Here is a 23,415-nt window from a genome sequence, read left to right as displayed (position 1 = left end):
GACGTGAGGGTCGCCGGCGTAGCGATGCAGAGAAGGATTGACCAAGGGCAGTCGTACGCCCTTGGTTCCGCCACTACTATGGCGCTTAGTAGAACTGCCCGTGTCGTGGAAGGGGTTGGCGATGTCCGATCTGATCTATCTGCTCGCGGTACTGGTCTGTCCGATCGCGATGGGCGCGATGATGCTTGTGATGATGCGCGGAAGCCACTCGGACAAGTCTCGTGTTGGCGCGGGTGACGAGGTGGCGCAACTTCGCGCGGAGGTCGAGCAGTTGCGCGGGGAGCGAAACTCGGGCCAGACGTCGAGCGGGGTGTGAGCGATCTCCTCGTGCCGCTGGCGGTGCTGGCCGGGACCCTCGGGTTGACGTGGGTGTGCTGCGTTCGCCCTGCCTTGCGGGCGCGTGCGGTCAGCACCGGGTCAGGCGAACACGAACGGGCAGATCTGCATGGCTGCTGCGCACAGCGCGGGCGCGGAGGCGACCAGGAGCGGCCCCCCGAAGGCCGTCGTGACGCCGATGCTGAGCAGCGTGGTGCGGGCGATGCTCAGGCGCTGCGGCGGCTGGATGAGTCGGTGGACACGGGCCAGTGCTGAACCACCGGCCGCGGCCAGGACGGCAGTCGGCGCGGGAGTCGGGGCGGTAGCCAGGGTGACCACGGCCTGGGCGAGGCGCCGGCGGGCGGCCGTCGCAGGGGGGCTGGGGACGACGGATCTGACTGCGGACTGCCGAATGGCCTGGTCGTCGGCGGCCATCTCCAACAGCGGGGGCACGTGCTGAGCGGCCAGTCGGAACAGCGGTACCCAGCCGAACGCAGCCGCCAGTGTTGCCGAGATCAGCGTCGCCAAATGGTGGCGCTGGCGCAGGTGCGCCCGCTCGTGGGCCAGCACCAGCCGGACCTGGCTATCGTCGAGCAGATCCAGTGCACCGGAGCTCACCACGATCGTGTCGCCGCCGCGTGCTCTCGAGCCAGGCAGGCAGTACGCCGCGGGGCGCTCATCGTCCAGGAGCAGGAGCAGGAGCCGGTCGCCCTGGTCGCCTTGTAGCCGGCGGGCCACCAGGGCGAGCACCCGCAGCTGTGCACGCCGCGCGCGTCTCGCCCGACGAGCGACCACGGCCAGGCAAGCCAGTAGACGCGCGAGCATCGAGACGCCCACGACCATTCCTGCCAGGCCCAGACCCAGGGCCGCGGAGCCGGGTGCGGCGAGCCCCGCACGCAGCGTCATCGCACAGCGCTCCAGGAGGTCGCTCAGGCCTGAGGTCACCATCTGGGGCAGCATCGGCGCCGCCAACGCCAACCCGCCGAGCACGACCGACGACACCACGCCGAAGGAGAGGGAGTGCCACAGCGCGACGGCCAGCCGCGGCGTGGTGGCGGCCCAGCGGGCTCGCGCGAGCGGATAGCCGGCGATCCAGCCCATGGCAGCGGCCGCCACGAACAGCACCACCGGCGTCGTCATGACGGGTCGCGCTCGGCGAGCAGGGCCCGCAACTGGGCGGCCTCGTGGGCGGTCAGCTGGTCGACGAAGCTCATCAACGCCGCGTCGCGGTCGCCGGCGCCGGCGCCGGCCAACGCTGCTTCCATCGCCTCGGCGGTGTACTGGGCGCGAGTCTGAGTGGCCGCGTAGACGTAACTGCGGCCCGCGCGGCGCCGTTCGACGAAGCCCTTGTGGAACAGGTTGTCCAGGACCGTCAGCACCGTGGTGTAGGCCCGGCTGCGGCCGTGGGGGAGGGAGTCGAGTACCTGACGCACCGACTGTGGTTCGGTGGATTTCCAGAGCTGCTCCATCACGAGCGCCTCCAGGTCACCCAGCGTCCGCATCGCCGCTCCCTTATCCCGTCCGCCCGTGGCGGTGGTTCCTGCCGGGGCCATATTCTATGCGGGATAGTAGATCGACCCCCCTTCGCCTCGGACAAGGACTCCAGCAATGACGAGTCATCTGGTCGCCGCCGGTCTGGTTGACCCCACGGCGCTGCCCGGGATGACCTCGCCGCCGGTCCCAGTCCTCGGTGGGTGGCGGTGGCCGTGAGGCAGTCGCTCGAGAGGGGGGCCGGTCCGGTTCCGTTCGTGCGGCTCCGGATCCAGGATCGGGATCGGCATCGGTGGCTGACCCTCGTCGCTCTGCTCGCTCTGGGGATTGCCGTGATGATGGCGGTGGCTGGTCTGCCGCCGGTCGACCTGCACGGCCCGTTGCACAGGTTCGGGATCATGGATCCGCTGTGCGGTGGCACCCGCGCGGCCCGATACGCCGCCCGGGGCGACCTGGGCGAGGCGTGGCGCTACAACCCGCTCAGCATCGTGATCGTGTACGGCGCCGCGCTGGCCATCGTGCGCGCGGGGGTCGGGTTCGTCTCCCGCCGCTGGGTCACGCTGATCACCGAATGGACACCGGCGCGGCGACGGTGGGCGATCGCCATGGTGGTCGCACTGGTGGTCCTGCTCGAGATCCGCCAGCAGCTGCGCGCCGACCTGCTCATGGCCGGCACGGATACCTGGCGGTAAGTGGCGGGGGCTGGGGCTCAGCTCGCCGCACCGGGGAAGCGGACCTCGCCGGTCACCTGGGTGACCCCGGAGAACCGGAGGCTGTCGAGCCAAGTGCTCTCCAAACCGGCCGACCGGTTCGCGGATCCGCTGTCGCGGTCGAGGTGACATCCGCCCGCGAACCGCGACCATGTCTGGTTGTTCAGCTGCTCCAGCATCCTCAGGGCTGACGCGACGACGCGACGTGCTCGTAGAACCGAAGGACATCGCAGGGCATCAGGACGCGGGGGACCTCGGCGAGCGCGGCGGGCCGTTGGTGCCCGCCACAGCTCAGGTGTTCCCGTTGGCGGCCCGGAACCGCCGCAGGCGCAGGCTGTTGGTGACCACGAACACCGAGGAGAACGCCATCGCCGCGCCGGCGAGCAGTGGGTTGAGCATGCCGGCGGCGGCCAGGGGAATCGCTGCGACGTTGTAGGCGAAGGCCCAGAACGGGTTGCCTTTGATGATCGCCAGGGTGCGCCGGGCGAGCCGGATGGCGTCGGCCGCGACTCGCAGGTCGCCGCGGACCAGGGTCAGGTCGCTGGCCTCGATGGCGACGTCGGCGCCGGTGCCCATCGCCAGGCCCAGGTCGGCCTGGGCGAGGGCGGCCGCGTCGTTGACCCCGTCGCCGACCATGGCGACGACCCGCCCGTCGGCTTGGAGCCGCTTGATGGCCTCGACCTTGTCGGCGGGGAGCACCTCGGCGATCACCGCGTCGGCGTCGATGCCCACCGCGGCGGCGACGGTGGCCGCGACGGCCCGGTTGTCGCCGGTGAGCAGAACCGGCCGCAGGCCCAGCTTGCGCAGTTGCCGGATGGCCGCGGCCGAGGTGGGTTTGATCGCGTCGGCGACCACGAGGACGCCGCGGCCGGCGCCGTCCCAGGCCACGACGACGGCCGTGCCGCCCTGTCGCTCCGCGTCGGCCAGGGCGGTCTCGAGCTCGGGTGGGATCGTGATTGCCCGCTCCCGGAGCAGCCTGAGCCGGCCCACCAGCACTTCGGTGGCCGCGCCGCCGTGCGCGATCCGCCCAGTGACGCCCAGACCCTCGATGTTGGCGAAGTCGTCGACCCGGGGGAGTGAGCCGTGGCGTTCGGTGGCGGCGGTGGCGATGGCGCGGGCGATGGGGTGTTCGGAGGCGTCCTCGAGTGCGCCGGCCAGCCAGAGCACCAGGCCCTCGTCCTCGACAGCCGCCGGCACGACCTCGGTCAGCGTCATGTGCCCGGTGGTCACGGTGCCGGTCTTGTCCAGCACGATGGTGTCGACCTTGCGGGTGGACTCCAGCACCTCGGGGCCCTTGATGAGGATGCCGAGCTGGGCGCCGCGGCCGGTGCCGACCATCAGGGCGGTCGGGGTGGCCAGGCCCAGTGCGCACGGGCAGGCGATGATCAGGACGGCCACGGCGGCGGTGAAGGCCTGCGCGGCACCGGCGCCGGTGCCGATCCAGAAGCCGAGAGAGCCGGCGGCGATCGCGATCACGATCGGCACGAACACACCGGAGATCCGGTCGGCCAACCGCTGGACGGCGGCCTTGCCGGTCTGTGCCTCCTCGACCAGGCGGGCCATTTGGGCGAGCTGGGTGTCCGCGCCGACCCGGCTGGCCCGGACGACGAGGCGGCCGCCGGCGTTGACGGTGGCGCCGACGACGGTGTCACCGGGACCGACTTCGACCGGGACGGACTCGCCGGTGAGGAGCGAGGCGTCGACCGCGGAGACGCCGTCCTCGACGACGCCGTCGGTGGCGACCTTTTCGCCCGGCCGGACCACGAACCGCATGCCGACGGTGAGCTGGTCGACGCCGATGCGCTCTTGGACCGGCCCATCGGGGTCGTCACGCAGTACGGCGACGTCCTTGGCGCCGAGGTCCATCAGCGCCCGCAGCGCGGCGCCGGCGCGGCGCTTGGCCCGGTGCTCGAGGTAGCGGCCGGCGAGGATGAACGTGGTGACGCCGGCCGCCGCCTCGAGGTAGATGTTGCCCGACCCGTCGGACCGGGCGACGGTCAGCTCGAAGGCGTGCTTCATGCCGGGCTCACCGGCGGTGCCCCAGAACAGGGCATAGACCGACCAGCCGAGCGCGGCCAGGGTGCCCAGCGAGATCAACGTGTCCATCGTGGATGTGCCGTGGCGCAGGTTGGTCCACGCGGCCCGGTGGAACTGCCAGCCACCCCACACCACCACCGGCGCGGCCAGGGTGAGGGAGAGCCATTGCCAGTTGGCGAACTGCAGCGGCGGGATCATCGCCATCGCCATCGCGATCACGGGAACGGTGAGGGCGATGGAGACGAGCAGACGGTGCCGCAGGGTCGCCGTGGCGGCGTCCTCGGGCGCTGTCTCGCCCTCCGTGCCGCCCGCCTCGCTGGCGCTGCCCCTGGGCCGACGGACGGTCGCGCCGTACCCCGCGGCCCTGACGGTAGTGACCAGGTCGTCGGTGCCCAGCGCGAGCGGGTAGGTCACCTTCGCGCGCTCGGTGGCGTAGTTGACCAGCGCGGTCACGCCCTCGAGCTTGTTGAGCTTGCGCTCGATCCGGTTCGCGCACGACGCGCAGGTCATCCCGGTCAGATCGAGCTCGACGTCGGCTGTTGGCGTCTCGGACGCGGGTGCAGAGGAGGTGGTCACGATCGTTCTCCTAGTCAGTGACCGTTGTGGCCGGACTCGGACGGCGTGGACTCGAACGGCGTCGACTCGGTCGGCGTCGAATCGGACGGCTCCGGGGGCTCAGCCGCTTCGCTGGCCTCGGCACTGAGAGCGAAGGACGCGGTGCGCACGACGCCGTCGTGCTGGAAGTCGAGGAACAGCCGGTAGGCGCCGGCGCTCGGTACCTCGGCGACGAACGCGACCGCCGGGCCGGGCTCCGTGGTGCCGTCGCCCGGGGTGCCGTCGGGGTGGACGTGCAGGTAGGCGAGGTCGCCTTCACGGAGCGCCACGAGATGTCCGTAGGCGCCCAGGTACGGCTCCAGGTCGGTGACAGGCTTGCCATCCTTGGTCACGGTGAGTCTCAGGCGGGAGTCGGTGCCCGCGACGAGCTCGCCGTCGATCGTGACCTGGTACCCATCCACCGCACTCGTTCGCGACTCGCCCGGGCTGGCCGCGGGCTGGTAGCGGCCCGCCACCGGGAGGTCGGCGCCGAGAGTCAACGCGTCCACGTCGGTGGGCTTGAAGTCCGCGAACAGTCGCCAGTCGCCGGGGGTGAGCGCGAGATCGGTCGACCAGGTGCCGTCTGTCGCGAGCGTCGGGTGGACGTGCTGGAACCCGGTCAGGTCGCGCCGTACCGCGATCAGGTGCAGTTCCTTCGCGTGCTCGACGTCGTACCCGGTCACCGGCTCCCCGTCGGGCCCGAGGATCCGGAACGACAGTGGGACCCCGGTCCCGGGCGCAGCGGTTTGCTGGCCGAGGTCGAAGGTGTACCCGCCTGAGGAGACCATCAGGCCGCCCGGGACCTCCATGGCGTCCTCCATGGCGTCCTCCGCGGACTCCGCCCCTTCGGGAGCTGTTCCAGCCGAGGTGTGATCCATGGCCTCGGCACCCTCGCCGTTGTCGCCGATCGGGCCGATGCCACGGCCGACCACGAGGGCGGTCGCGAAGACCGCGACCACGGCGGCCACGAAGGCGGCGATGCGGACCGCCGTGCTCATCCGAGCTGGTACCCCGCTTCCTCGACCGCGGCCCGTACCGCCACCGGGTCGATCGGCTGGTTGCCGATGACCGTCAGGGTGCCTGTCTCCAAGACGACGTCGACCTGCTCCACGCCGGGAATCTCGCTGACCTCTTCGGTGACGGAGGCGACGCAGTGGCCGCAGGTCATGCCGGTGACGGTGTAGGTGCTGCTGCTCATGGGAGGACTCCTTCGATTCAGCTCGGCTCCGTGTCGACTCCAACCATATACCCTACGGGGGTACGGCCCGGTTAGGGCTTGGGTGTCGCGATGTAGCCGGAGCCGGCCCCGGCGATGGCGGCCACGATCGCGTCGGGGGTGCAGGTGGCCGGGTCGAACTCGACGACAGTGCGGCGCTTGCGCAGCTTGGTCGTCGAGCGGCGTACCCCGTCGAGCTCCTCGAGGATCTCGTCGATGAGCAGCGTGCACGATGCGCAGTGCATGCCCTCGACGCTGAAGGTCTGTCGTGTCGTGGTCGCCATGACCGTCCTCCTCACTGGACCGTGATCAGCCCGGAGTACATGCCCATGGCACAGGAGTACTCGATGGTCCCCGCCTCCAAGGTGCCGGCGTCGATGACGGTGTCGCCGTTGGCAGGGAGCACCTCATCCACGCCGAGAGAGCCGATCACCAGGGCTCGCTCGCAACCGGCAGCGTTCTCAGACCGGAAAACCTGCTTGGTCGGGACTCCGGCCTTCACCAGCACATTGCCAGGGGAGTAGCTGCCCGGGCTGACGGTGATCACCGCGGTCTGGGTGCTGCCGTCCGCGGCCGCGGTGACCGTCGAGGCGTCCGCCGGCGCCTCCTCGAACCCGAGGGTGCTGGCCAGGTTCCTCGCGGCGAGCGGCGAGCCCAGGATGGTGAGCCCGCCGTTGAACGTGTACAAGCCCATGCCCAGCAGGACGACGCCGGTCGCGATCGCGAGGCGGTTCTTCCACGTGGTGACCGCCTTGAGGGCCAGGTACCCGATCAGGGTGAACAGCGGGCTCGTCCCGATCACGAAGACCGCCATCGTGGCCGCGCCGCCGACCCACGAGCCCGAGGTCAGCGCCAGCGCCATCACCGACAGGGTCACTCCGCACGGGATCAGGATGGTCGCGAAGCCCAGCACCGCCGGAGCGAGCGCAGCCTGGGATCGCGCCCGGCCGCGCACCAGGCGCAGCCAAGACGATGGAGGAGTGATCACGAAGCCCTTGAACCCGGGCATCCCGAGCTGGGCGAGACCGAGCACACGATCAACGCGCCGGCGAGCAGCTGAACTAGCGCTCGCGTGTGCGCCGACAGTTCAACTGCCGTACCCACCCCACCCAACAGTGCTCCGAGGATCGTGTGGGACACCAGCTTCCCGGCCAGGAAGCCACCCACAGGACTCAGATCGTCCGCCAACCGCCCGAGCCGCAGCCGAGATGTCCCCAACGCGGGCCGGTCGGTGCCCGCCGCCCGGCCCTGCCCGTGGTCGCGGGACATCGCGGCCGACGCAGGCCGAACCCCCTTGTGTTGGCGAGCCACCAACCCGGTGAGCAGCCCACCCTGAACCGCGGCGCAGGAGACGCCGCCCGCCAGCAGGCCCGTGACCAGGATGGCCATCAGGTTCATCGACCGACTCCCCTCGGGCGAAGGCGGCACAGGTGAACCATCGGCACGACGCACTCCTCAGTGGCATAGGGGGATCCTGATCGGCCTCGAATGCCGCGACCAACCGATCAACTATGGAACATAGTAGATCCGTCCGGATCCTGCGCCCGCCGAACTGGGAGGGCGTCCAAGACCGCGCTCTGCCGTGAGAGATTGTGCGCCACGTGTCCTTGCCCAATGGGTGCCCGCCGGTTGGAGCGGCTCATTGCGTCGGAGGGTTTGGTTGGCCGCCGTTCGTGTCCTCGTCGAAGGCGGCGCGCATCCGCAGATCATCTCTGGGATCGGCCGGTGCGCAACACCCGGTCGACCGCTGTCGCCGCCGGGACGAGAGCCACGTCAAGGCGACCACCAAGACGATGAGTGCGCCAGGAGCCAGGTAAGCCATCCGCGCCTCCGATCGCCAGGTACTCGTGTTGGCGGTCACCACGGCTCGCAGCGGGCGATCACTAGGTCGAGTCCGAGGACGGTGTCACCGTACTGCGGATCCTCCTACGCACGCGACGTCACTCGGAGCATCCGTCTCGCCGTCGAGGGGGACGACCCTGCGCTGATGGCGGCAGACGTCCCGAGCCAGAAGCCGACAGGAGAACGCAATCCGAGATACCGGAGGGGGGTACCCTGAGAGTGGAGTTTCCCGACCGAGAGCCTGAAAGGCACCGCGATGACCGAGCAGCAGCCCGCGCACGAGCACAGCTACATCGCCAACAACACCAAGGGTGACTACCTCAAGCGGCTGCGCCGCATCGAGGGCCAGGCGCGCGGCCTCCAGCGGATGGTGGAGGAGGAGCAGTACTGCATCGACATCCTCACCCAGGTCTCGGCGATGACGAAGGCACTGCAGTCGGTGGCACTCGGCCTGCTGGACGAGCACATGGCCCACTGCGTGGTCGACGCCGCCCGTGAGGGCGGGCACGAGGCCGAGATCAAGCTCAAGGAAGCCTCCGACGCGATCGCCCGCCTCGTCCGTTCCTGACCCACAAACCTGCCATCACAGCCACATCGAGAAGGAATGAGAACGATGAGCCAGACCAGCACCTACACCGCCACCGGCATGACAAGCGGCCACTGCGTCTCCTCGGTCACCGAAGAGGTCCAGGAGATACCCGGAGTCGAGTCCGTCGACGTGGTCCTCGAGACCGGTGCCGTGAGCATCACCAGCGCCGAGCCCATCGACGCCGCCGCCGTCCGGTCCGCCGTGGAAGAGGCCGGCTACCAGGTCGCATGACCCGCAGCTGAGCAGGGCGATGAAGCGCACCAAGCTTGAGCGCGGTCGCTGAGCGGATCTCCATCGCGATGGAGATGGTCCAGGGCTGCGAGCGGTGCCTGCAGTCCCACATCGACGCGGCGCGAGGACTGCGGATCGGCGAGGACGAGATCGAGCTGGCGCGCCACGGGACGTCGTCGGGTCCCCGCTATGCCGCGATGATCGCCTACGGGCTTCAGGTCTATCGCGAGCCCACCATCATCAGTGACGAGCAGATCGAGGCGCTGCGCTCGCATGGGTTCAGCGACCGCGAGATCGCGGACGTGGATGGCCTCGTTGCCCCCAACGTGCTGACCGGCGGGTTCAACCTTGTCGCCGGACTTCAATCCGACCCCGGTCACGTCGCCTAGCCCCGAGAGCCGGCACGGATGGCGTCAAGCACATGGTCGATACCATCGGAGCGTGACCCTGCCCGTGCCAGTCCCGACCTCAGCGCATCGCACGCTGCGGTTGGCTGGACTGATCGTGGTGCTCACAGGCCTGTTCGGTATGCACGGACTCAGTGGTCAGAGCAGTGGTCATGGTGCCGCAGGCATGAGCATGCAAACAGCTCCGCCGGCGCTCCTGACGGAGTCCTCGATGAGCATGGACGCCTCCGACCTTGCCGCGATCCCCACGGGCATCGTGTCGGATGCTGGGCTGCGGGCCGGCAACCAGGCAAAGGAGCTGCTCGAGGCTTCCACCGGCTCCGGTCATGGTGGCATGGCGATGGGCGCCATGTGCCTGGCCATCCTCGGCGCCGCGCTGCTGGCCCTTCTGCGGCTCCTCCACCGGGCGCGAGTAGCACCAGTGGTCTGGTCGTTGCCTCGATGTACCCGAGTGATCGTTCCTCGTGGTCGGGACCCTGACCCGCCATCCCTGATCAAGCTGTCGATTCAGCGCTGCTGAGCATCTGCGGAGCACCCCTGCTGTGGCTCCGCTGATTCCCGCATGCCCTCATTCGACAGACCACTCAGGAGATATACCCATGAAGAGAGCACTCATGTCCGTCGCATTTGCCGTCGTGGCAGCACTGACCGTTGCCGGCTGCGGCAGCGACACCGATTCCAACGATTCAACCGGTAGCAGCGGTGCGCAGTTCAACGACGCCGACGTGACATTCGCCCAGTCGATGATCCCGCACCACGAACAGGCCGTGGAGATGGCCACGATGGCCCAGGAACGCGCCTCCAGTCCCGAGGTGAAGCAGCTTGCCGAGAAGATCGAGGCCGCTCAGGGCCCCGAGATCGACACTATGACCGGCTGGCTCGAGGACTGGGGCCAAGAGGTCTCTTCCGACTCCGAGGGCGGGATGGATCACTCCGGCAGCGACATGTCCGGAATGATGAGCGACGCCGATATGGAGAGTCTCGGTACTGCTACCGGCGCCGGGTTCGACCAGATGTTCCTCGAAATGATGATCGAGCACCACACTGGTGCCATCGAGATGGCTAAGACCGAGCAGCAGGACGGCGAGAATCCCGACGCCATCGCGCTGGCCGAGAAGATCGAGGCCGATCAGACCGCCGAGATCGCCCAGATGGAGGACCTCCTCGGGTCCTGACCACGACCCTCGTGTCCACCAGGTGCCCACTCAGGCGTGGCCCGCAGATCTCGTGCGGGCCACGCCGGCTCGGCAGCAACGGGCGCCTGACACCCGCCTGGGTGGACCGCCCCATCCGCCGTCCCCAACTCATCGGAAGGAACCCACGTGACTCTGACTCACGCACGGAACAGATCAGTACTTCGCCGGATGTCCGCCGCCCCGGTGATCAGCGCTCTACTCCTCGGCCTGCTTCTGGGCTGCGGCAGCGACCCAGCGAACAACGACGCCTCTAGTCAGGCCGGAAACTCAGGCGGATCGGCTGACCCGGACCAGACCTCAATGCCCCCGTGGCCAGCACCGACCGACGTACCCGCGCGGGTCGCCAGTGCCGGCCTGGACCTGGGACCCATGGGAACCGCCGAGCACTACCACCCACAGCTGCGGATCATCATCGACGGCAAGGACGTGCCGATACCGGCCAACATCGGCGTCGACCCCACCACCGGCGCCATGTCAGCGGTCCACACCCACGAGACCGACGGGACGATCCACATCGAGGCCGACACCGTCGGCGAAACCTTCACGCTGGGCCAGCTGTTCACCCAGTGGGGAGTCACGCTGACCCCGACGCAGATCGGTGGGGTGAGAGCGAAGGACGGACAGCAGGTGAACGTCACCAGCAACGAAATGTCGGTCGCCGGCGACCCCAAGGACCTCCGCCTCGAGCCCGATCAGCTGATCGTGCTGCGCCTGCCCTGAACCCCCGCACTCGTTTCCGGTGGCTCCGATGCCCTTCGCTCAGTTTTCCTGGGCGTCGGCCAACGGATCCGACTGGGGCGAGATGAGGACCGACTCCTTGACTACATACCCAAGGGGGGTATCATGGAACCATGAGCGACTCTCTCCAGCGCAACGCATCAGCTACGACGCCGCTCGTGAAGGATCCCGTCTGCGGGATGGACGTGGACCCGGCCACGAGCCCGTACAGCTCCGAGCGCGACGGGCAGACCTACCACTTCTGCTCGGAGCGCTGCCAAGCGAAGTTCGAGACCAGCCCGGAGACCTACCTGGTCCCACACCCCGACCAGCCCGACCAGCCCGACCAGCCCGACCAGCCCGACCAGCCCGGTCAGCACGATCACGGCGGGCACGACCATGGCGATCACCAGACCGATCACGGCGCCGATCGCGTGGCCGATCCCGGGGCCGGTGCTTCTGCGGCAGCAGGTGAGGCCACCGAATGGACCTGCCCGATGCACCCGGAGATCCGGCGTCCGGGGCCGGGTTCGTGCCCGATCTGCGGGATGGCGCTCGAACCGGTCACGGTGACCGCGGACAGCGGGCCGAGTCCCGAGTTGGCGGACATGACCCGCCGGTTCTGGGTGGGTGTCGCCCTGTCGATCCCGGTTGTCCTGCTGGGCATGGGGGCCGATCTGGTCCCGCCGATCCACGACCTCATCTCTGCCAGAGCCTCTGCCTGGGTCCAGCTCGTCCTGGCCACGCCGGTGGTGTTGTGGGCGGGCTGGCCGTTCTTCGAGCGCGGCTGGATCTCGGTGCGGACCCTGAAGCTCAACATGTTCACGCTGATCGCGATGGGCACCGGGGTCGCCTGGCTGTTCAGCGTGGTCGCGACCGTCGCACCGGGCATCTTCCCCGACGCATTCCGGATGGACGGCGCGGTCGATGTCTACTTCGAGGCTGCCGCGGTCATCACCACCCTGGTCCTCCTCGGCCAGGTCCTGGAGCTGCGCGCCCGAGAGCAGACCTCAGGGGCCATCCGTGCCCTGCTCGACCTCACTCCCGACTCCGCCCACCGGATCCACCCGGACGGCACCGAGGAGGAGGTGACCCTGGACCAGGTCCAGGTCGGTGACCGTCTCCGGGTCCGCCCCGGCGAGAAGGTCCCCGTGGACGGGATGGTCGAGGAAGGCCGCTCCTCACTCGATGAGTCCTTGGTGACCGGGGAGTCGATGCCGGTCACCAAGACCACCGGCGACACCGTCATCGGTGGCACCATCAACCAGACCGGATCAGTGGTCGTGCGTGCCGACAAGGTCGGCCGCGACACCATGCTCGCCCGGATCGTCCAGATGGTCGCCGAAGCCCAACGCTCACGGGCACCCATCCAGCGGGTCGCCGACCAGGTGGCCACCTGGTTCGTGCCCGCGGTCATCGTCGTGGCGGTTGTCGCGTTCATCGTCTGGGCCATCGTCGGGCCCGACCCCCGTCTGGCGCACGCGCTGATCGTGGCCGTCTCAGTCCTGATCATCGCCTGCCCCTGTGCTCTCGGCCTGGCCACGCCGATGTCGATCATGGTCGGCGTGGGACGGGGCGCTGGGCTCGGCGTCTTGATCAAGAACGCCGAAGCCCTCGAAGTGACAGAGAAGGTCAACACCCTGGTGGTGGACAAGACCGGGACCCTGACCGAAGGCAAGCCGTCGGTCACCCAGATCGTCCCGGCCACCGGGTACGACAGCGACGAGCTGCTCCGGCTCGCCGCGGGCGTCGAGCGCGTCTCCGAACACCCCCTCGCGATGGCCGTCGTCAAGGCCGCCACCGACGCAGCTCTGGCAATCCCGGACGTCTCCGACTTCGACTCGCCCACCGGCAAGGGCGTCATCGGCACCGTCGAGGGCCGCCGAGTCCTGCTGGGCAGCTCCACCTTCCTCGGCGACAACGGCATCGACACCAGTGTCCTCGCCGCCGAGGCCGACAGGCTTCGCGCCGACGGAGCCACCGTGATCTTCGCAGGCATCGATGCCCAGGTCGCCGGGATCATCGCCATCGCCGACCCGGTCAAGGACACCACGCCGGCCGCCCTGGAAGCGCTACGTGGCGAAGGGATCGAGGTCGTCATGCTCACCGGCGACAACCGGGTCACCGCCGAAGCCGTCGCCCGCCGCCTCGGCATCGACCGGGTGGAGGCCGAAGTGCTCCCCGACCACAAGAGCGACATCGTCACCCGTCTCCGCGCCGACGGTCGCGTTGTCGCCATGGCCGGCGACGGCGTCAACGACGCACCCGCGCTGGCCGCCGCCGACGTGGGCATCGCGATGGGCACCGGAACCGACGTGGCCATCGAGAGCGCCGGGATCACCCTGCTCAAGGGCGACCTCACCGGGATCGTCCGAGCCCGGAAGCTGTCCCAGGCGACCATGTCGAACATCCGACAGAACCTGGTTTTCGCGTTCATCTACAACGTCGCCGGAATCCCCATCGCAGCCGGCGTGCTCTACCCCGCCTTCGGATGGCTGCTGTCCCCCATGATCGCCGCCGCCGCCATGGCACTGTCCTCAGTCAGCGTCATCACCAACTCCCTACGGCTCCGCGTCAAGTAACTATGAGCACAGCTGCCTGCTCGGCCCCACGGGGGTGGAGGTCTCTCGCGGCGGGTAGGGCCAGGGGTTGGGCACGCATGTCTCGACACACTTGGTCTGGCGCATCATGACGGGCGCCCGCTGTCCTTCAGCGGGGCAGGCCTCGTGCGAGTTGCCGTGGGCGTGTCCGAAATCGTGGTTGACCAGGTAGCGCCGGTAGGTCTGCGGGTCCTTGCCGAAGGCAGTCGCGCCCGCATACGGCACTGCATCGTTTGACGCCGTGACTTCCTACCTCATGTTGCACCACGTCATCGAGTGGCGAGCCGCGCTCAATGAAGTCACCCGCTTGCTCAAGCCGGGTGGAGCCCTCCTCGGCTACGACCTGACGGACACCCGGCTCGCACGGTGGATCCACGCAATCGACCGATCCCCGCACCGTCTCATCGAGCCCAGCGAACTCACAGATGCGCTGACTGACCTGGGGCTGACCGGGATCACCGTGGACTGCGCAGCTGTCGCCCACTTGATGCGCTTCCGCGCCGTCAAACCGAAGGAACTGTCACAACCCCCGCACTGATGCCTCCAGGCTGGCCCGCCTCGCCAAGCTCGGCGTCGATGTGAGTTGTCAAGGTCGGCGGGGGTATGCCGTGATGCGATCAGGACTTTCGATCCTGAATGCGGGAAAGGGTGTCTAATCCCCATAGCTGGCGACGACAGAGACACGACAATGCCGGGATGCTTTCCGCTCGGGCATAGCTGGCAGGCATGGTCAGATCGGAGTCTGCCAGTTGGCAACGACGCCTTGGAGTCGCGTCATCAGGTCGAGCCATAGCCCGCTGACCTGGAGTACGCCGAGCGCGATCAACATCAGGCCCCCGAGCAGCATGACGGTGGAGGCGTGGCGGCGCGCCCATTGGAGGCGGCCCATTGCACGCGAGACCGAGAACGCGGCGATGATGAATGGGATCCCGAGGCCGACGCTGTAGGCGAAGGACAGGAAAGCGCCTCGTCCGGCGCCGGCGCTGCTGGTGGCCAGGGTGAGCACGGCGGCGAGAGTGGGGCCGATGCACGGGGTCCAGCCGAGGCCGAACATGACGCCGAGGAGTGGTGCACCGGCGAGCCCGGCGCGCGGGCGGTATCCGAGCCGCAGGCTGTGGCTGGCGATCGGGAGCTTCCAAAACAGGCCGGTGAACATCAGGCCGAAGACGATGGTGAGCGCCCCCAGGACGCGGACCAGTGTTACTTGGTGGGCGATCAGCAGTGCACCGAAGGTGCCGAACAGGACGCCGTAGCTGGTGAACACTGCGGCGAACCCGGCGACGAACAGGACAGCGCCCGTGACTACCCGACGTGTGCTGGGCGCGTGGGCGGTCGTGCGGGGCTCGGTCTTCGTCGCGCTGAGACCCTCGGGGGGCCTTCCAGCGGCGCACGCATCGGTGGAGTGACGGTTCTCCGCGCCGGATATTCCGGCAACGTAGGACAGGTAGCCGGGCACGAGAGGAAGGCAGCACGGCGAGAGGAAGGAGACCAGTCCGGCAGCGATCGCCAACAGTGCCGCGACCACGAGCGGTCCCGACATCACCAGGTCGCTGGCGTTCATGGCAACGATGGTCTCGCTCCTTTCCTTGTCTGGCCGCGCTGTCCGCGGCGGATCCAGTGCGAACCTAGGCCAATAGCCCTCGATCGATATGGGGTGGGTCAGACCCCGGCGTAGGAGTGGAGCCCGGAGATCCACAAGTTGACGCCGAAGAAGTTGAACAGGAACGCGGCGTACCCGGCGAGGGCAAACCAGGACGCGCGGACGCCGCGCCACCCGGCGGTTGCCTGGGCGTGCAGGTGGGCGGCGTAGAAGACCCAGGTGATGAACGCCCAGGTCTCCTTGGGGTCCCAGCCCCAGTAGCGACCCCAGGCGTTCTCGGCCCAGATGGCACCGGCCATCACGGCGAAGGTCCAGATCGGGAAGGCGAAGATGTGGGCGGTGTGGGCGACCTGCTCCAGGGTGCGCGTGGAGGGAAGGCTGGCCGCGTAGCGTCCCCTGGGCGCCTGCGCGGTGCCGCGCCGCTCCTGGCGATGGCGCACCAGGAACAGGGCGGTCGCCACGGCACCGACGGTGAAGACACCTCCACCGGTGATCGCGGCGGCGACGTGGATCACCAGCCAGTACGAGTCCAGCACCGGCACCAGCTCGCCGGCGGGGGCGTAGAGGACGGTGACGGCCAAGCCGAGGGCGAGCAGGACGATGGCCACGATCCAGACGCCGAAGGCCCGAACCGGGCGCCTGGACAGGAACGCCAGGTACGCGGCGCCGGCCGCGAGTGCGCACACGAGCACGAACTCATACATGTTGCCCCACGGCACCCGGCCTGCCGCGAGACCCCGGGTGATCACGCCGCCGAGATTCAGCAAGAACGCCAGCACGGTCAGCGACGTGCCGACCGCGCCCAGCAGGCGGATGCGGGAGGGTGCGTCGGTGACCGCCGTGCCGGTGCCTGCCACACGTGCGCCTGCCACTCCGGCGGCCTCCACCCGGGCGCCTGCCATCCGGCCGGCGGTTTCGGCGGCGTAAGCCAGCATGGCCAGCGCATAGACCGCGATGGCGGAGTAGACCAGGCCGTTGGAGAGCCGGGCGAGTATCTGCTCGTCGAAGATCATTCGGAGGCGTCCTTGCCAGCGGTTACGGAGGGGTGGTCCGGGCCGTGCAGTGCGGCGACGAGGTCCTGGATCTCGTCGGGAGGAGATTCGCGGCGGGTCAGGGAGTAGCTGGCAACCTCCACCAGGCACCCGCCGCCTTCGGCGGGTCGAACCCGCAGCCACAGCCGGCGGCGGCGAATGGCCAGTGATGCGGTGAGCCCGACGAGGAGGACGACCGCGGCGACGAGGGTGATCTCCTTGCCGGGGTCGTAGGCGATCTGGAAGTTGGCGAACCGGGACACGCCGTCGAAGGTGAGGCTGCCCTGACCGCCAGGAAGCCGCATGGTCTCCCCGACCGACAGTGCCTGGCTGAAGGGCTGCCCGTTGCGGCGCACCTGGGTGAGCTCGTCCTTGTCCAGGGTGAACACCGACTGCGGTACACCGTCGGCGAACCCCAGGTCGCCGGTGTAGGCGGTGAGGAACAGCTGGGGGTTCAGGGTATCGGGGAACGTCGAGTAGGGGCCTTGAGGGCCGACGTCGGCGGTGGGCAGCAAGAAGCCTTCGAAGGCGAGCTGGGTGGGCTGGGCGTCCGGCGCCTTGATCACGCCGTCGGAGGCGTAGCTGGTGTCCAGCGGCAGGAACTGCACCGGGCCGGTGAACACGGCTTTGCCACGCCCATCGCGCACGGTGACGATGGGGGCGTACCCGTTGCCGGTGAGGAAGAATTTCGTCTCGTTGATGTCGAGCGGCCGGTTGGGCTCGACGGTGACGGTCTGCTCCTCCCCGCCCCCGGCGCGGTAGGCGAGCCGGGCGGCGAACTGGGAGGGTTGACCGAGGTTGGGTCCGCTGGTCTGGTAGGAGACATCGAACTCCTCCAGGCGGAAGGACAACGGTTCCAGATCGTCCACGTCGGTCCACGCCGAGGGGGAGAAGGCGTCGTACTGGGAGAGGTCGTTGGCGAAGGTTCCGCCCTCGGTGACCGCCACCCGGCCCTCGAACCCGATCAGCTTGCCGGCGGCGATGCCAACCAGGAGCACCAGCAGCGACAGGTGGAAGGCGAGGTTGCCGACCTCGCGGAGGTAGCCGCGCTCGGCCCGGACCTCATGACCAGCGGTGGCGACGCGGAACCGTCTGCGGTTCAGGTGGGCCGCGGCGGTGGCGATGACCTCGGCCGGCTCCTGGGTGGTTTCCCAGGTGTGGTGGCCCTCCAGGCGGGTCAGGTTCCGCGGGGCCGGCGGGGGAGCGCTCCGCGCGGACTGCCAGAGTCGACGGGACCGGGGGAGCACGCATCCGGTCATGGAGACCAGCAGCAGCACATAGATGGCGGCGAACCAGGGGGAGGCGTAGACGTCGAACATCCCGAGCCGGTCCAGCCACGGCGCGAGCCGGGGATGCTCCAAGACGTACTGCTGCACCGCGGCCGGGTCGCTGGCGACGTTGCGCTGCGGAAACACCGACCCCGGGATCGCGGCAAGCCCGAGCAGCGCGAGCAGCACCACCGCCGTGCGCATCGACGTCAGATTCCGCCACGCCCAGCGCAGCCACCCCCACGACGGCGGCGCCTGCGCCCGGCCCGCGGGGGCGGCCTCCGTCGCCTTCGTCTCCACGTCAGTCACTGCCCGGGGTCCGATTCCGCCGCGGTCTCGGTGACGATCGTCGACAACGTCGAGTAGCCGGTGGGGCCGACAATTCTGGCGGCGAGGCGACCCTGGGCGTCGACGACCAGGGTGCTCGGCACCGCGCTGGGCGGCAGCGCCGTTCCGAAGGCGAGCATCGCATCGGTCGAGGTGTCGGTGGTGATGCTGGGGTACTCGATGCCGTAGTTGTCCTCGAACGCCCGCGCCGCGGCGTCGTTGTCGCGCACGTTGATCCCGACGAACCGCACGCCTAGCTTCCGGGTCTCCTCCGACACCTGTTTCAGCACAGGAGCCTCGGTCCGACACGGCGCGCACCAGGAGCCCCAGACGTTGTAGACGACCACCTTGCCGGCCAGGGAGGTGGTGTCGAAGCGACCGCCATCCAGCAGCTCGCCCGTGAACGGCTCGACCCGTTGCCGGTCCTCGGCGGCGATGACCTCGACGACGCCGTCGGTGCCGGTCGGGGTCCTGCCGTCGGCGGTGCAGGCCGACAGGGTCACCGCCACCGCAACGAGGCAGGCCGCGCCGCGCGCCCGAGACCTCCGGTGGCAGATCATGGCGGGTCTCCTAGGCTTCCAAGGGGGCGCCGATCGCGCCGTAGGCCAACTACTACCCTACATAGGAGAAACCGCGTTGACCCCGCCGGGCATCGGCGACGAGAGAGCAGGCAGGTCATTGGGACGACCGACCGAGTGCCGAGTACGCATCCTGACGGGCGCGGTCGCCGGGGTCGCGATGGCCGTCCTGCTGACTGCCTGTGGCGGACCATCTCGCGACGTCCCGGGAGAGGACTTCGCGGCCCCGCCGGTCGAGCCGATCGCGGTGGACGGGCTCGATCGCTGCGTCGGGTTGGAACGCGAGGGCTCCGTCGGCAAGGACCCTGACCGGCTGCCACCGGTGGAGCTGCCGTGCCTGAACGAGGCGAGGCCGGTGGACGCGTCCCGGTTGGCCGGCCCCGCCGTGGTCAACCTGTGGGCGTCGTGGTGTGGACCCTGCCGCAAGGAGATGCCGATGCTCGCGGAGGCGGCCCGTCGCAACCCCGCTGTCCGGTTCCTCGGCATCAACACCCAGGACCGTCCGGAGGCGGCCGCCGACTTCCTCGCCCGCACCGGGGTCACCTACCCACAGCTCGTCGACATTGACGGGCTGGTCCTTGCCGACACCCGGGTCCGGGGCCTGCCGGTGACTCTCGCCCTGGACGCGGACGGCAGGGTCGTCGAACGGGTCATTGGGGAGATCTCCGAAGCCGAACTCAGCACCCTGCTGGATTCGCTGACGGAACCGGACTGAAGCCGTGCAGACCCCACCCCGGACTTCGGTCTCGGCCCGGTCAGCCTCACCTGACGAGCCGGCCCTCTCGCCCGTCCACCAGCCTCGACGCCGCAACCGGCTCGCGCGACTCGCGGCCGCATCGCTGGCCGGTGTCGCCGCCGCGGGAGCCAGCGCTCCGTGGGAGCAGCGCTGGCTCCTACCGCTCGCGGTCGCGGCCCTGGTGTTCCTGCTGCATGGGTCGACACTGCGTCGCGCGTTCCTCCTCGGGCTGCTGTTCGGGCTCGGCTACACGGTGCTCCTGACGGCGTGGATGCGGGCCGTCGGCACCGACGTTTGGCTGTTGATCAGCCCGGTCGTCGCCGTCTAATACGCCCTCGCGGCGGTCGGCATCGCGCTCGTGGGTCGGCTACGCGGCTGGCCCTGGTGGACGGCCTGCGTGTGGGTGGCGGTCGAGACCGCGATGTCGACCTGGCCGCTCGGCGGCTTCCCGTGGACCCGGCTGGCCTGGGCCACCATCGACACCCCGTACGCCCTGTGGCTGCCTGGGTCGGCGCCACCGGCGTCAGCTTCCTGGTCGCCCTGACCGGCGCCACGCTCGCCTGGATGGTCAGTGAGGGTAAGACACACCCGGTAGGAGCGGTCGTGGCCATCGTGGCCACACTCGTGGTCGGCTCCGCGCCCGTCCTGGTCAGGCCCGAGTCGTTGACCTCCTCCTGGGAAGCCGACCGACCGACCGTGACGGTCGCCGCGGTACAAGGCGACGTCCCCGGCGCCGGGAACGACCTGGTCGCCGTTCACGAGCAGGTGACCGAGAACCACGTCCAGGCCACCATCGACCTCGCCCAGCAGGTGCGATACGGCGCCGTCCCGCAGCCCGACTTCGTGCTGTGGCCGGAGAACTCCACCGCCGTCGACCCGTGCCGCAACGCACAGACCAACTCAGGGATCTCCCGGGCCGTGACAGCGATCGGAGTGCCGGTGCTAGTGGGCGCCATCGTCGACGGCCCTCGCCCGGACGCCGTGCTCAACCAGGGGCTGGTCTGGGCGCCGGACGGCTCGACCAAGGAGCGCTACACCAAACGTCACCCGGTGCCGTTCGGCGAGTACGTGCCGTTTCGCAGCCAGCTCTCCGGACTCAAGATCGGGCGCCTGGACATGATCCCCCGCGACATGATCGCGGGCACCCGCATCCGGCCGCTCGACATCGCGGGCACCCGCGTCGTGGACCTGATCTGCTTCGACGCGGCATTCGACGACTCGGTGGCCGCCCAGGTCCGGAACGGCGGCCAGATGATCGCTGTGCAGACCAGCAACGCCACCTTCACCGGAACCCCGCAGCTGCAGCAGCAGTTCAGCATCAGCCGGGCACGTGCCATCGAGACCGGCCGCACCGTAGTGGTCGCCTCCACCAACGGCATCAGCGGCGTCATCGGCCCCGACGGTGCAGTCCGCGACCAGTTGACACCCCGGACAACCGACATCGCGGTCGCTCAGGTGCCCCTGGTCGAGGCACAGACGCCCGCAGTGCGCTACGGCTCGCTGATCCGACAAGTCCTGTCTCTGGCGGGTGTTGCCGCTGTCATCACGGCGGCCGCCCGACGCAGACTCCCGAGGCTGCGTCGCCTTGGCGGATGGTGTGCGCGCCGGTAGCGGCGATACCTCAGCCGATATGTAGGCCTTTCCTGTCAATGGGCAGGGTGAGGCGCCCGTCTCCGTTGTGGGGGCGGGCGCCTCGTGCTTCGTCGACGTTCCTGGTGGTGAGCGTGTCGTTGGCGACGCGCGGTCAGGCTGATATGCGCGGGTTGGGTACCGCAGGGCGGGGTGTTCGGCAGGAGCGGTCCGCGTGTCTAGGATCGAGCGTCACCGGCCGGTGAGGGCTGGTTGCTCATAGCTGAATCGCGGGTCGCTCCACGCGCTGCTGCCACCGGCGTGCTCGACGAAGCAGATCGGGGTTGGGCTATTCCTCGAGCACGGCCAGGGACCAGCACCAGCCGGCGAGCTCGCGGGCGATCGCGACGTTGGCGACGACGTGGCACTTGCGGCGTGCGCGGAAGGTGTCCCAGCGGGCGTTCAATCGCCGGTTGCCGGCATCGCCGCGTGCTCGGGCGGCTGGTGGAGCGAGTTCCCGGCGATCGCGCATGGTCTTGCCGACCACGTAGCGGGCCCTGTGGTGCCAGGCTGCTTCGACCAGGAGCCTGCGGACGTGGGTGTTGCCGGTCTTGGTGATCGCACCTTGGACTCGGCTGGAACCTGAGGAGTACTCGGACGGCACGAGCCCGACGAACGAGCCGATGGTGTTGCCGGTGAAGCGGTGCCAGTCACCGATCTCGACGGCCAACGCGAACCAGGTCAGGGTGCTGACACCGCGTAGGCACCCGAGTCGCCGCACGAGTGGGGTGAACTCGGAGTCGGCTGCCAGCACGGCGATCGCGGTATCGAGCCGATCGCGGCGTGCCTTCACGGTGAGCACGGCGTCGTAGTCGGACTCGTAGGTCATCTGGAGTGCGGGTGCGTCGAAGCGTTGCTGTCGTAGCCACGCGCCGTGGGGGCCGGTCCACGCCTCCCGCCGGAGTAGACGATCCCTTGGCGTAGCAGGAGCTTGGACAGTCGGTGCCGGGCTCGCATGAGGTCGCCGCGGGCGTCCTCACGTGCGCGGACCAGGTCGCGTGCGTTCTCGTGCTCAACGCTCGGGACCGACACTGGTGTGAACTCGTCGAGTCGGAGCAGTCTGGCCAGATGGACCGCGTCCTTGGCATCGGTCTTGACCCGGTCACCCGAAGGACGTTGCAGCTTCGATGGCGCGACGACCTCGCACCGGATCCCGGCTGCGTTCAGTGCCCGTGACAACCCGAATCCGGTCGGACCGGCCTCGTAGGCCACCGCGACCGGACCTGGCAGGTCGCCCAGCCAGGATCGGATGTGCTCGTGTGACGGAGTCAGCTTAGTCTGGACGAGCTCGCCCGTGACGCCATCGATCGCTGCTGCGGCAACAGATCGTGCGTGCACGTCGAGCCCAACGCTCGTACGCTCGGTAAACACCGGGCCTCCCACAAATGTCGGATAGGCCGAGCAGGCGGCCCCTGCTCGGTAACCCACGAATGTTGTGAGTGAGGCCCCGGCCCGCAACCCCGTCAGACGACCGGGTCACTCATACCGTCTAGGTCCTTGCGCCGGGCCAGGGCGACAGCCCCAATCCCCTCGGACGCGGCGTACGCGACCAAGATGAGTCGGCCGCCCCCTGTCCCGCGACTCCTCACCTACCCACAGGGCGGCCGCATGCTCCTATCTGCCCCGGGCCGGCAGGCTCGCCGGACGGTCACAGGCCGAACGCGCCGCCCTCGATCAGGATGACGAGGCCGAGCACGATGAGGACTAGCGGGAACAAGATGTGCTCCCACCGCTCGAGCACCTCTGCGATGGGCTTGCGGGTGGCCACGAACCTGGCGGCAAGGACGAGGACGGCGACCAGGGCCAGGAACACGACGCAGTAGGCCACGAGGGCGCCGGTGCCGACCGCGAGGAACACCGGCACGTAGACCCCGATGTTGTCTCCACCGTTGGCGAAGGTGACTGCCGCCACCGTGAGCGCACTGACGGGCTTGTCGGCCACGGTGTCGTCGTCATGGTCTCCGTTGCGCCAAACCTGCCAGGCAGCAAATCCGCCCAGCAGCAGTGGGATGAGGCCGAAGTACGGGATGGCGTCGTCGGGAAGGAACAGCCCGGCGCCGAAGGTCACCGCGACCGAGGCGAGAAGGATGCCACCGAACCCAAGGTATTGCCCAACGACGATCTTGGTGGTGGTACCTCGTTGCCCGGCGCCGCGTGCGAAGAACAGCGACAAGACGATGATGTCGTCGATGTTGGTGACAAGGAACAGGCCAATGGCCTGCAACGTGGAGGAGAGCACGTTCATGTCTCATGCGTTCCGTCGGTTTCGACGCATTTCGTCGTCTCGGGTGTAGAGGGCCG

The 23,415-nt window shown here is 69.1% G+C and carries 27 protein-coding genes and 1 pseudogene; 13 read left to right on the top strand and 15 right to left on the bottom strand.

The annotated features are described in order from the left end of the window. The first annotated feature begins 121 nt into the window (after positions 1-121). Positions 122-316 carry a hypothetical protein gene (locus PD653B2_RS10095; protein ID WP_085872245.1) on the top strand — a complete coding sequence of 65 codons (195 nt, stop codon included), beginning with the start codon at positions 122-124 and terminating at the stop codon, positions 314-316. Positions 317-417: 101 nt separating this feature from the next. Here the strand turns inward: PD653B2_RS10095 and PD653B2_RS10090 are convergent, their stop codons facing one another. Together PD653B2_RS10090 and PD653B2_RS10085 are read right to left on the bottom strand one after the other, a co-directional pair. After that, positions 418-1,455 (bottom strand): M56 family metallopeptidase, encoded by a 1,038-nt coding sequence (locus PD653B2_RS10090; RefSeq protein ID WP_085872244.1) that lies wholly within the window; start codon positions 1,453-1,455, stop codon positions 418-420. After that, complete coding sequence (locus PD653B2_RS10085; RefSeq protein ID WP_085872243.1) at positions 1,452-1,817, bottom strand: BlaI/MecI/CopY family transcriptional regulator; 366 nt, start codon at positions 1,815-1,817, stop codon at positions 1,452-1,454. Before PD653B2_RS10085 ends, PD653B2_RS10090 begins: the two co-directional genes overlap by 4 nt. Before the next feature lie 246 nt (positions 1,818-2,063). Between PD653B2_RS10085 and PD653B2_RS10080 the strand changes: the two genes are divergently transcribed. Further along, complete coding sequence (locus PD653B2_RS10080; RefSeq protein WP_207559476.1) at positions 2,064-2,498, top strand: DUF2752 domain-containing protein; 435 nt, start codon at positions 2,064-2,066, stop codon at positions 2,496-2,498. 309 nt (positions 2,499-2,807) lie between these two features. Here PD653B2_RS10080 and PD653B2_RS10070 read toward each other — a convergent pair whose 3' ends face one another. From PD653B2_RS10070 to PD653B2_RS10050, 5 genes are all read right to left on the bottom strand, one after another. Continuing rightward, positions 2,808-5,063 (bottom strand): heavy metal translocating P-type ATPase, encoded by a 2,256-nt coding sequence (locus PD653B2_RS10070; protein WP_089503925.1) that lies wholly within the window; start codon positions 5,061-5,063, stop codon positions 2,808-2,810. An 80-nt stretch (positions 5,064-5,143) separates the two neighbouring features. Then, positions 5,144-6,145: a hypothetical protein gene (locus PD653B2_RS10065; RefSeq protein ID WP_085872239.1), complete on the bottom strand. Its 1,002-nt coding sequence runs from the start codon at positions 6,143-6,145 to the stop codon at positions 5,144-5,146. Next, on the bottom strand, positions 6,142-6,345 hold the full coding sequence (locus PD653B2_RS10060) for a heavy-metal-associated domain-containing protein (protein WP_085872238.1): 204 nt from the start codon (positions 6,343-6,345) through the stop codon (positions 6,142-6,144). The genes PD653B2_RS10065 and PD653B2_RS10060 overlap by 4 nt, the downstream gene beginning before the upstream one ends. 71 nt (positions 6,346-6,416) lie before the next feature. Next, entirely contained in the window at positions 6,417-6,647 is a 231-nt protein-coding gene (locus PD653B2_RS10055; protein WP_085872237.1) for a cation transporter, read from the bottom strand. A gap of 11 nt (positions 6,648-6,658) precedes the next feature. Beyond that, a complete protein-coding gene (locus tag PD653B2_RS10050) occupies positions 6,659-7,396 on the bottom strand; it encodes a sulfite exporter TauE/SafE family protein (protein ID WP_242665230.1) in 738 nt (245 codons plus the stop codon). Positions 7,397-8,461: 1,065 nt separating this feature from the next. On the opposite strand from PD653B2_RS10050, the gene PD653B2_RS10045 reads away from it, so the two are divergent. The 7 genes from PD653B2_RS10045 to PD653B2_RS10015 all read left to right on the top strand — a co-directional run bounded on the left by PD653B2_RS10045 (position 8,462) and on the right by PD653B2_RS10015 (position 13,927). Then, positions 8,462-8,773, top strand: a complete 312-nt coding sequence (locus PD653B2_RS10045; protein WP_085872236.1) for a metal-sensitive transcriptional regulator — start codon at positions 8,462-8,464, stop codon at positions 8,771-8,773. 45 nt (positions 8,774-8,818) lie between these two features. After that, a complete protein-coding gene (locus PD653B2_RS10040; protein WP_085872235.1) occupies positions 8,819-9,025 on the top strand; it encodes a heavy-metal-associated domain-containing protein in 207 nt (68 codons plus the stop codon). A gap of 68 nt (positions 9,026-9,093) precedes the next feature. Beyond that, positions 9,094-9,414 (top strand): carboxymuconolactone decarboxylase family protein, encoded by a 321-nt coding sequence (locus PD653B2_RS10035; protein ID WP_133059060.1) that lies wholly within the window; start codon positions 9,094-9,096, stop codon positions 9,412-9,414. Positions 9,415-9,466: 52 nt separating this feature from the next. After that, positions 9,467-9,952 carry a DUF6153 family protein gene (locus tag PD653B2_RS10030; protein ID WP_133059061.1) on the top strand — a complete coding sequence of 162 codons (486 nt, stop codon included), beginning with the start codon at positions 9,467-9,469 and terminating at the stop codon, positions 9,950-9,952. 79 nt (positions 9,953-10,031) lie between these two features. Next, positions 10,032-10,607: a DUF305 domain-containing protein gene (locus PD653B2_RS10025; RefSeq protein ID WP_085872232.1), complete on the top strand. Its 576-nt coding sequence runs from the start codon at positions 10,032-10,034 to the stop codon at positions 10,605-10,607. Positions 10,608-10,796: 189 nt separating this feature from the next. Then, positions 10,797-11,348 (top strand): hypothetical protein, encoded by a 552-nt coding sequence (locus PD653B2_RS10020; protein WP_085872231.1) that lies wholly within the window; start codon positions 10,797-10,799, stop codon positions 11,346-11,348. Positions 11,349-11,479: 131 nt separating this feature from the next. Further along, complete coding sequence (locus PD653B2_RS10015) at positions 11,480-13,927, top strand: heavy metal translocating P-type ATPase (RefSeq protein ID WP_085872230.1); 2,448 nt, start codon at positions 11,480-11,482, stop codon at positions 13,925-13,927. Here PD653B2_RS10015 and PD653B2_RS26040 read toward each other — a convergent pair whose 3' ends face one another. Continuing rightward, on the bottom strand, positions 13,928-14,170 hold the full coding sequence (locus PD653B2_RS26040) for a DUF3152 domain-containing protein (RefSeq protein ID WP_085872229.1): 243 nt from the start codon (positions 14,168-14,170) through the stop codon (positions 13,928-13,930). Here PD653B2_RS26040 and PD653B2_RS10005 point away from each other — a divergent pair. Continuing rightward, positions 14,139-14,483 carry a methyltransferase domain-containing protein gene (locus PD653B2_RS10005; RefSeq protein ID WP_278247500.1) on the top strand — a complete coding sequence of 115 codons (345 nt, stop codon included), beginning with the start codon at positions 14,139-14,141 and terminating at the stop codon, positions 14,481-14,483. The genes PD653B2_RS26040 and PD653B2_RS10005 overlap by 32 nt on opposite strands. A 192-nt stretch (positions 14,484-14,675) precedes the next feature. Here PD653B2_RS10005 and PD653B2_RS10000 read toward each other — a convergent pair whose 3' ends face one another. From PD653B2_RS10000 to PD653B2_RS09985, 4 genes are all read right to left on the bottom strand, one after another. Continuing rightward, positions 14,676-15,506: a cytochrome c biogenesis CcdA family protein gene (locus tag PD653B2_RS10000; RefSeq protein ID WP_085872228.1), complete on the bottom strand. Its 831-nt coding sequence runs from the start codon at positions 15,504-15,506 to the stop codon at positions 14,676-14,678. Between the two features lie 98 nt (positions 15,507-15,604). After that, positions 15,605-16,558, bottom strand: coding sequence for a c-type cytochrome biogenesis protein CcsB (ccsB, locus tag PD653B2_RS09995; protein WP_085872227.1), 954 nt, complete (start codon positions 16,556-16,558; stop codon positions 15,605-15,607). Further along, entirely contained in the window at positions 16,555-18,153 is a 1,599-nt protein-coding gene (gene resB / locus PD653B2_RS09990) for a cytochrome c biogenesis protein ResB (RefSeq protein WP_085872226.1), read from the bottom strand. Before resB ends, ccsB begins: the two co-directional genes overlap by 4 nt. After that, a complete protein-coding gene (locus PD653B2_RS09985) occupies positions 18,150-18,731 on the bottom strand; it encodes a TlpA family protein disulfide reductase (RefSeq protein WP_085872225.1) in 582 nt (193 codons plus the stop codon). The genes resB and PD653B2_RS09985 overlap by 4 nt, the downstream gene beginning before the upstream one ends. Positions 18,732-18,807: 76 nt before the next feature. On the opposite strand from PD653B2_RS09985, the gene PD653B2_RS09980 reads away from it, so the two are divergent. The 3 genes and pseudogenes from PD653B2_RS09980 to lnt all read left to right on the top strand — a co-directional run bounded on the left by PD653B2_RS09980 (position 18,808) and on the right by lnt (position 21,096). Further along, positions 18,808-19,464 carry a TlpA family protein disulfide reductase gene (locus PD653B2_RS09980; RefSeq protein ID WP_165763416.1) on the top strand — a complete coding sequence of 219 codons (657 nt, stop codon included), beginning with the start codon at positions 18,808-18,810 and terminating at the stop codon, positions 19,462-19,464. A gap of 4 nt (positions 19,465-19,468) precedes the next feature. After that, a pseudogene (locus PD653B2_RS25630) lies at positions 19,469-20,029 on the top strand (hypothetical protein). After that, the gene (lnt, locus tag PD653B2_RS09975) at positions 19,936-21,096 is read left to right on the top strand and encodes an apolipoprotein N-acyltransferase (RefSeq protein WP_345775747.1); all 1,161 of its coding nucleotides are present in this window, start codon (positions 19,936-19,938) and stop codon (positions 21,094-21,096) included. Before PD653B2_RS25630 ends, lnt begins: the two are co-directional and overlap by 94 nt. Positions 21,097-21,403: 307 nt before the next feature. Here the strand turns inward: lnt and PD653B2_RS25325 are convergent, their stop codons facing one another. The 3 genes from PD653B2_RS25325 to PD653B2_RS09965 form a co-directional block, all read right to left on the bottom strand. Next, the gene (locus PD653B2_RS25325; protein ID WP_207559477.1) at positions 21,404-21,943 is read right to left on the bottom strand and encodes a transposase; all 540 of its coding nucleotides are present in this window, start codon (positions 21,941-21,943) and stop codon (positions 21,404-21,406) included. Further along, on the bottom strand, positions 21,940-22,485 hold the full coding sequence (locus PD653B2_RS25320) for an IS110 family transposase (RefSeq protein WP_207559478.1): 546 nt from the start codon (positions 22,483-22,485) through the stop codon (positions 21,940-21,942). The genes PD653B2_RS25325 and PD653B2_RS25320 overlap by 4 nt, the downstream gene beginning before the upstream one ends. Positions 22,486-22,762: 277 nt before the next feature. Further along, the gene (locus tag PD653B2_RS09965; RefSeq protein WP_085872223.1) at positions 22,763-23,359 is read right to left on the bottom strand and encodes a cadmium resistance transporter; all 597 of its coding nucleotides are present in this window, start codon (positions 23,357-23,359) and stop codon (positions 22,763-22,765) included. Between the last annotated feature and the right edge of the window lie 56 nt (positions 23,360-23,415).

This window comes from Nocardioides sp. PD653-B2, from assembly GCF_002117935.1.
Taxonomy (GTDB): Bacteria; Actinomycetota; Actinomycetes; order Propionibacteriales; family Nocardioidaceae; genus Nocardioides.
The sequence above is the reverse complement of the archived record's forward strand: the minus strand, read 5'-3'. Positions and strand labels throughout refer to the sequence as shown.

What these genes read in the sequence shown, in the direction of transcription:
- PD653B2_RS10040 (WP_085872235.1), top strand. Translation starts at nt 8,819, where the DNA reads ATGAGCCAGACCAGCACCTACACCGCCACCGGCATGACAAGCGGCCAC.
- PD653B2_RS10090 (WP_085872244.1), bottom strand. Translation starts at nt 1,455, where the DNA reads ATGACGACGCCGGTGGTGCTGTTCGTGGCGGCCGCTGCCATGGGCTGG.
- PD653B2_RS09965 (WP_085872223.1), bottom strand. Translation starts at nt 23,359, where the DNA reads ATGAACGTGCTCTCCTCCACGTTGCAGGCCATTGGCCTGTTCCTTGTC.
- PD653B2_RS10020 (WP_085872231.1), top strand. Translation starts at nt 10,797, where the DNA reads ATGTCCGCCGCCCCGGTGATCAGCGCTCTACTCCTCGGCCTGCTTCTG.
- PD653B2_RS10085 (WP_085872243.1), bottom strand. Translation starts at nt 1,817, where the DNA reads ATGCGGACGCTGGGTGACCTGGAGGCGCTCGTGATGGAGCAGCTCTGG.
- PD653B2_RS10095 (WP_085872245.1), top strand. Translation starts at nt 122, where the DNA reads ATGTCCGATCTGATCTATCTGCTCGCGGTACTGGTCTGTCCGATCGCG.
- PD653B2_RS10045 (WP_085872236.1), top strand. Translation starts at nt 8,462, where the DNA reads ATGACCGAGCAGCAGCCCGCGCACGAGCACAGCTACATCGCCAACAAC.
- PD653B2_RS10060 (WP_085872238.1), bottom strand. Translation starts at nt 6,345, where the DNA reads ATGAGCAGCAGCACCTACACCGTCACCGGCATGACCTGCGGCCACTGC.
- PD653B2_RS09985 (WP_085872225.1), bottom strand. Translation starts at nt 18,731, where the DNA reads ATGATCTGCCACCGGAGGTCTCGGGCGCGCGGCGCGGCCTGCCTCGTT.
- PD653B2_RS10055 (WP_085872237.1), bottom strand. Translation starts at nt 6,647, where the DNA reads ATGGCGACCACGACACGACAGACCTTCAGCGTCGAGGGCATGCACTGC.
- PD653B2_RS10025 (WP_085872232.1), top strand. Translation starts at nt 10,032, where the DNA reads ATGAAGAGAGCACTCATGTCCGTCGCATTTGCCGTCGTGGCAGCACTG.
- PD653B2_RS10000 (WP_085872228.1), bottom strand. Translation starts at nt 15,506, where the DNA reads ATGAACGCCAGCGACCTGGTGATGTCGGGACCGCTCGTGGTCGCGGCA.
- PD653B2_RS10015 (WP_085872230.1), top strand. Translation starts at nt 11,480, where the DNA reads ATGAGCGACTCTCTCCAGCGCAACGCATCAGCTACGACGCCGCTCGTG.
- PD653B2_RS10065 (WP_085872239.1), bottom strand. Translation starts at nt 6,145, where the DNA reads ATGAGCACGGCGGTCCGCATCGCCGCCTTCGTGGCCGCCGTGGTCGCG.
- PD653B2_RS10070 (WP_089503925.1), bottom strand. Translation starts at nt 5,063, where the DNA reads ATGACCTGCGCGTCGTGCGCGAACCGGATCGAGCGCAAGCTCAACAAG.
- PD653B2_RS25325 (WP_207559477.1), bottom strand. Translation starts at nt 21,943, where the DNA reads ATGACCTACGAGTCCGACTACGACGCCGTGCTCACCGTGAAGGCACGC.
- PD653B2_RS10035 (WP_133059060.1), top strand. Translation starts at nt 9,094, where the DNA reads ATGGAGATGGTCCAGGGCTGCGAGCGGTGCCTGCAGTCCCACATCGAC.
- ccsB (WP_085872227.1), bottom strand. Translation starts at nt 16,558, where the DNA reads ATGATCTTCGACGAGCAGATACTCGCCCGGCTCTCCAACGGCCTGGTC.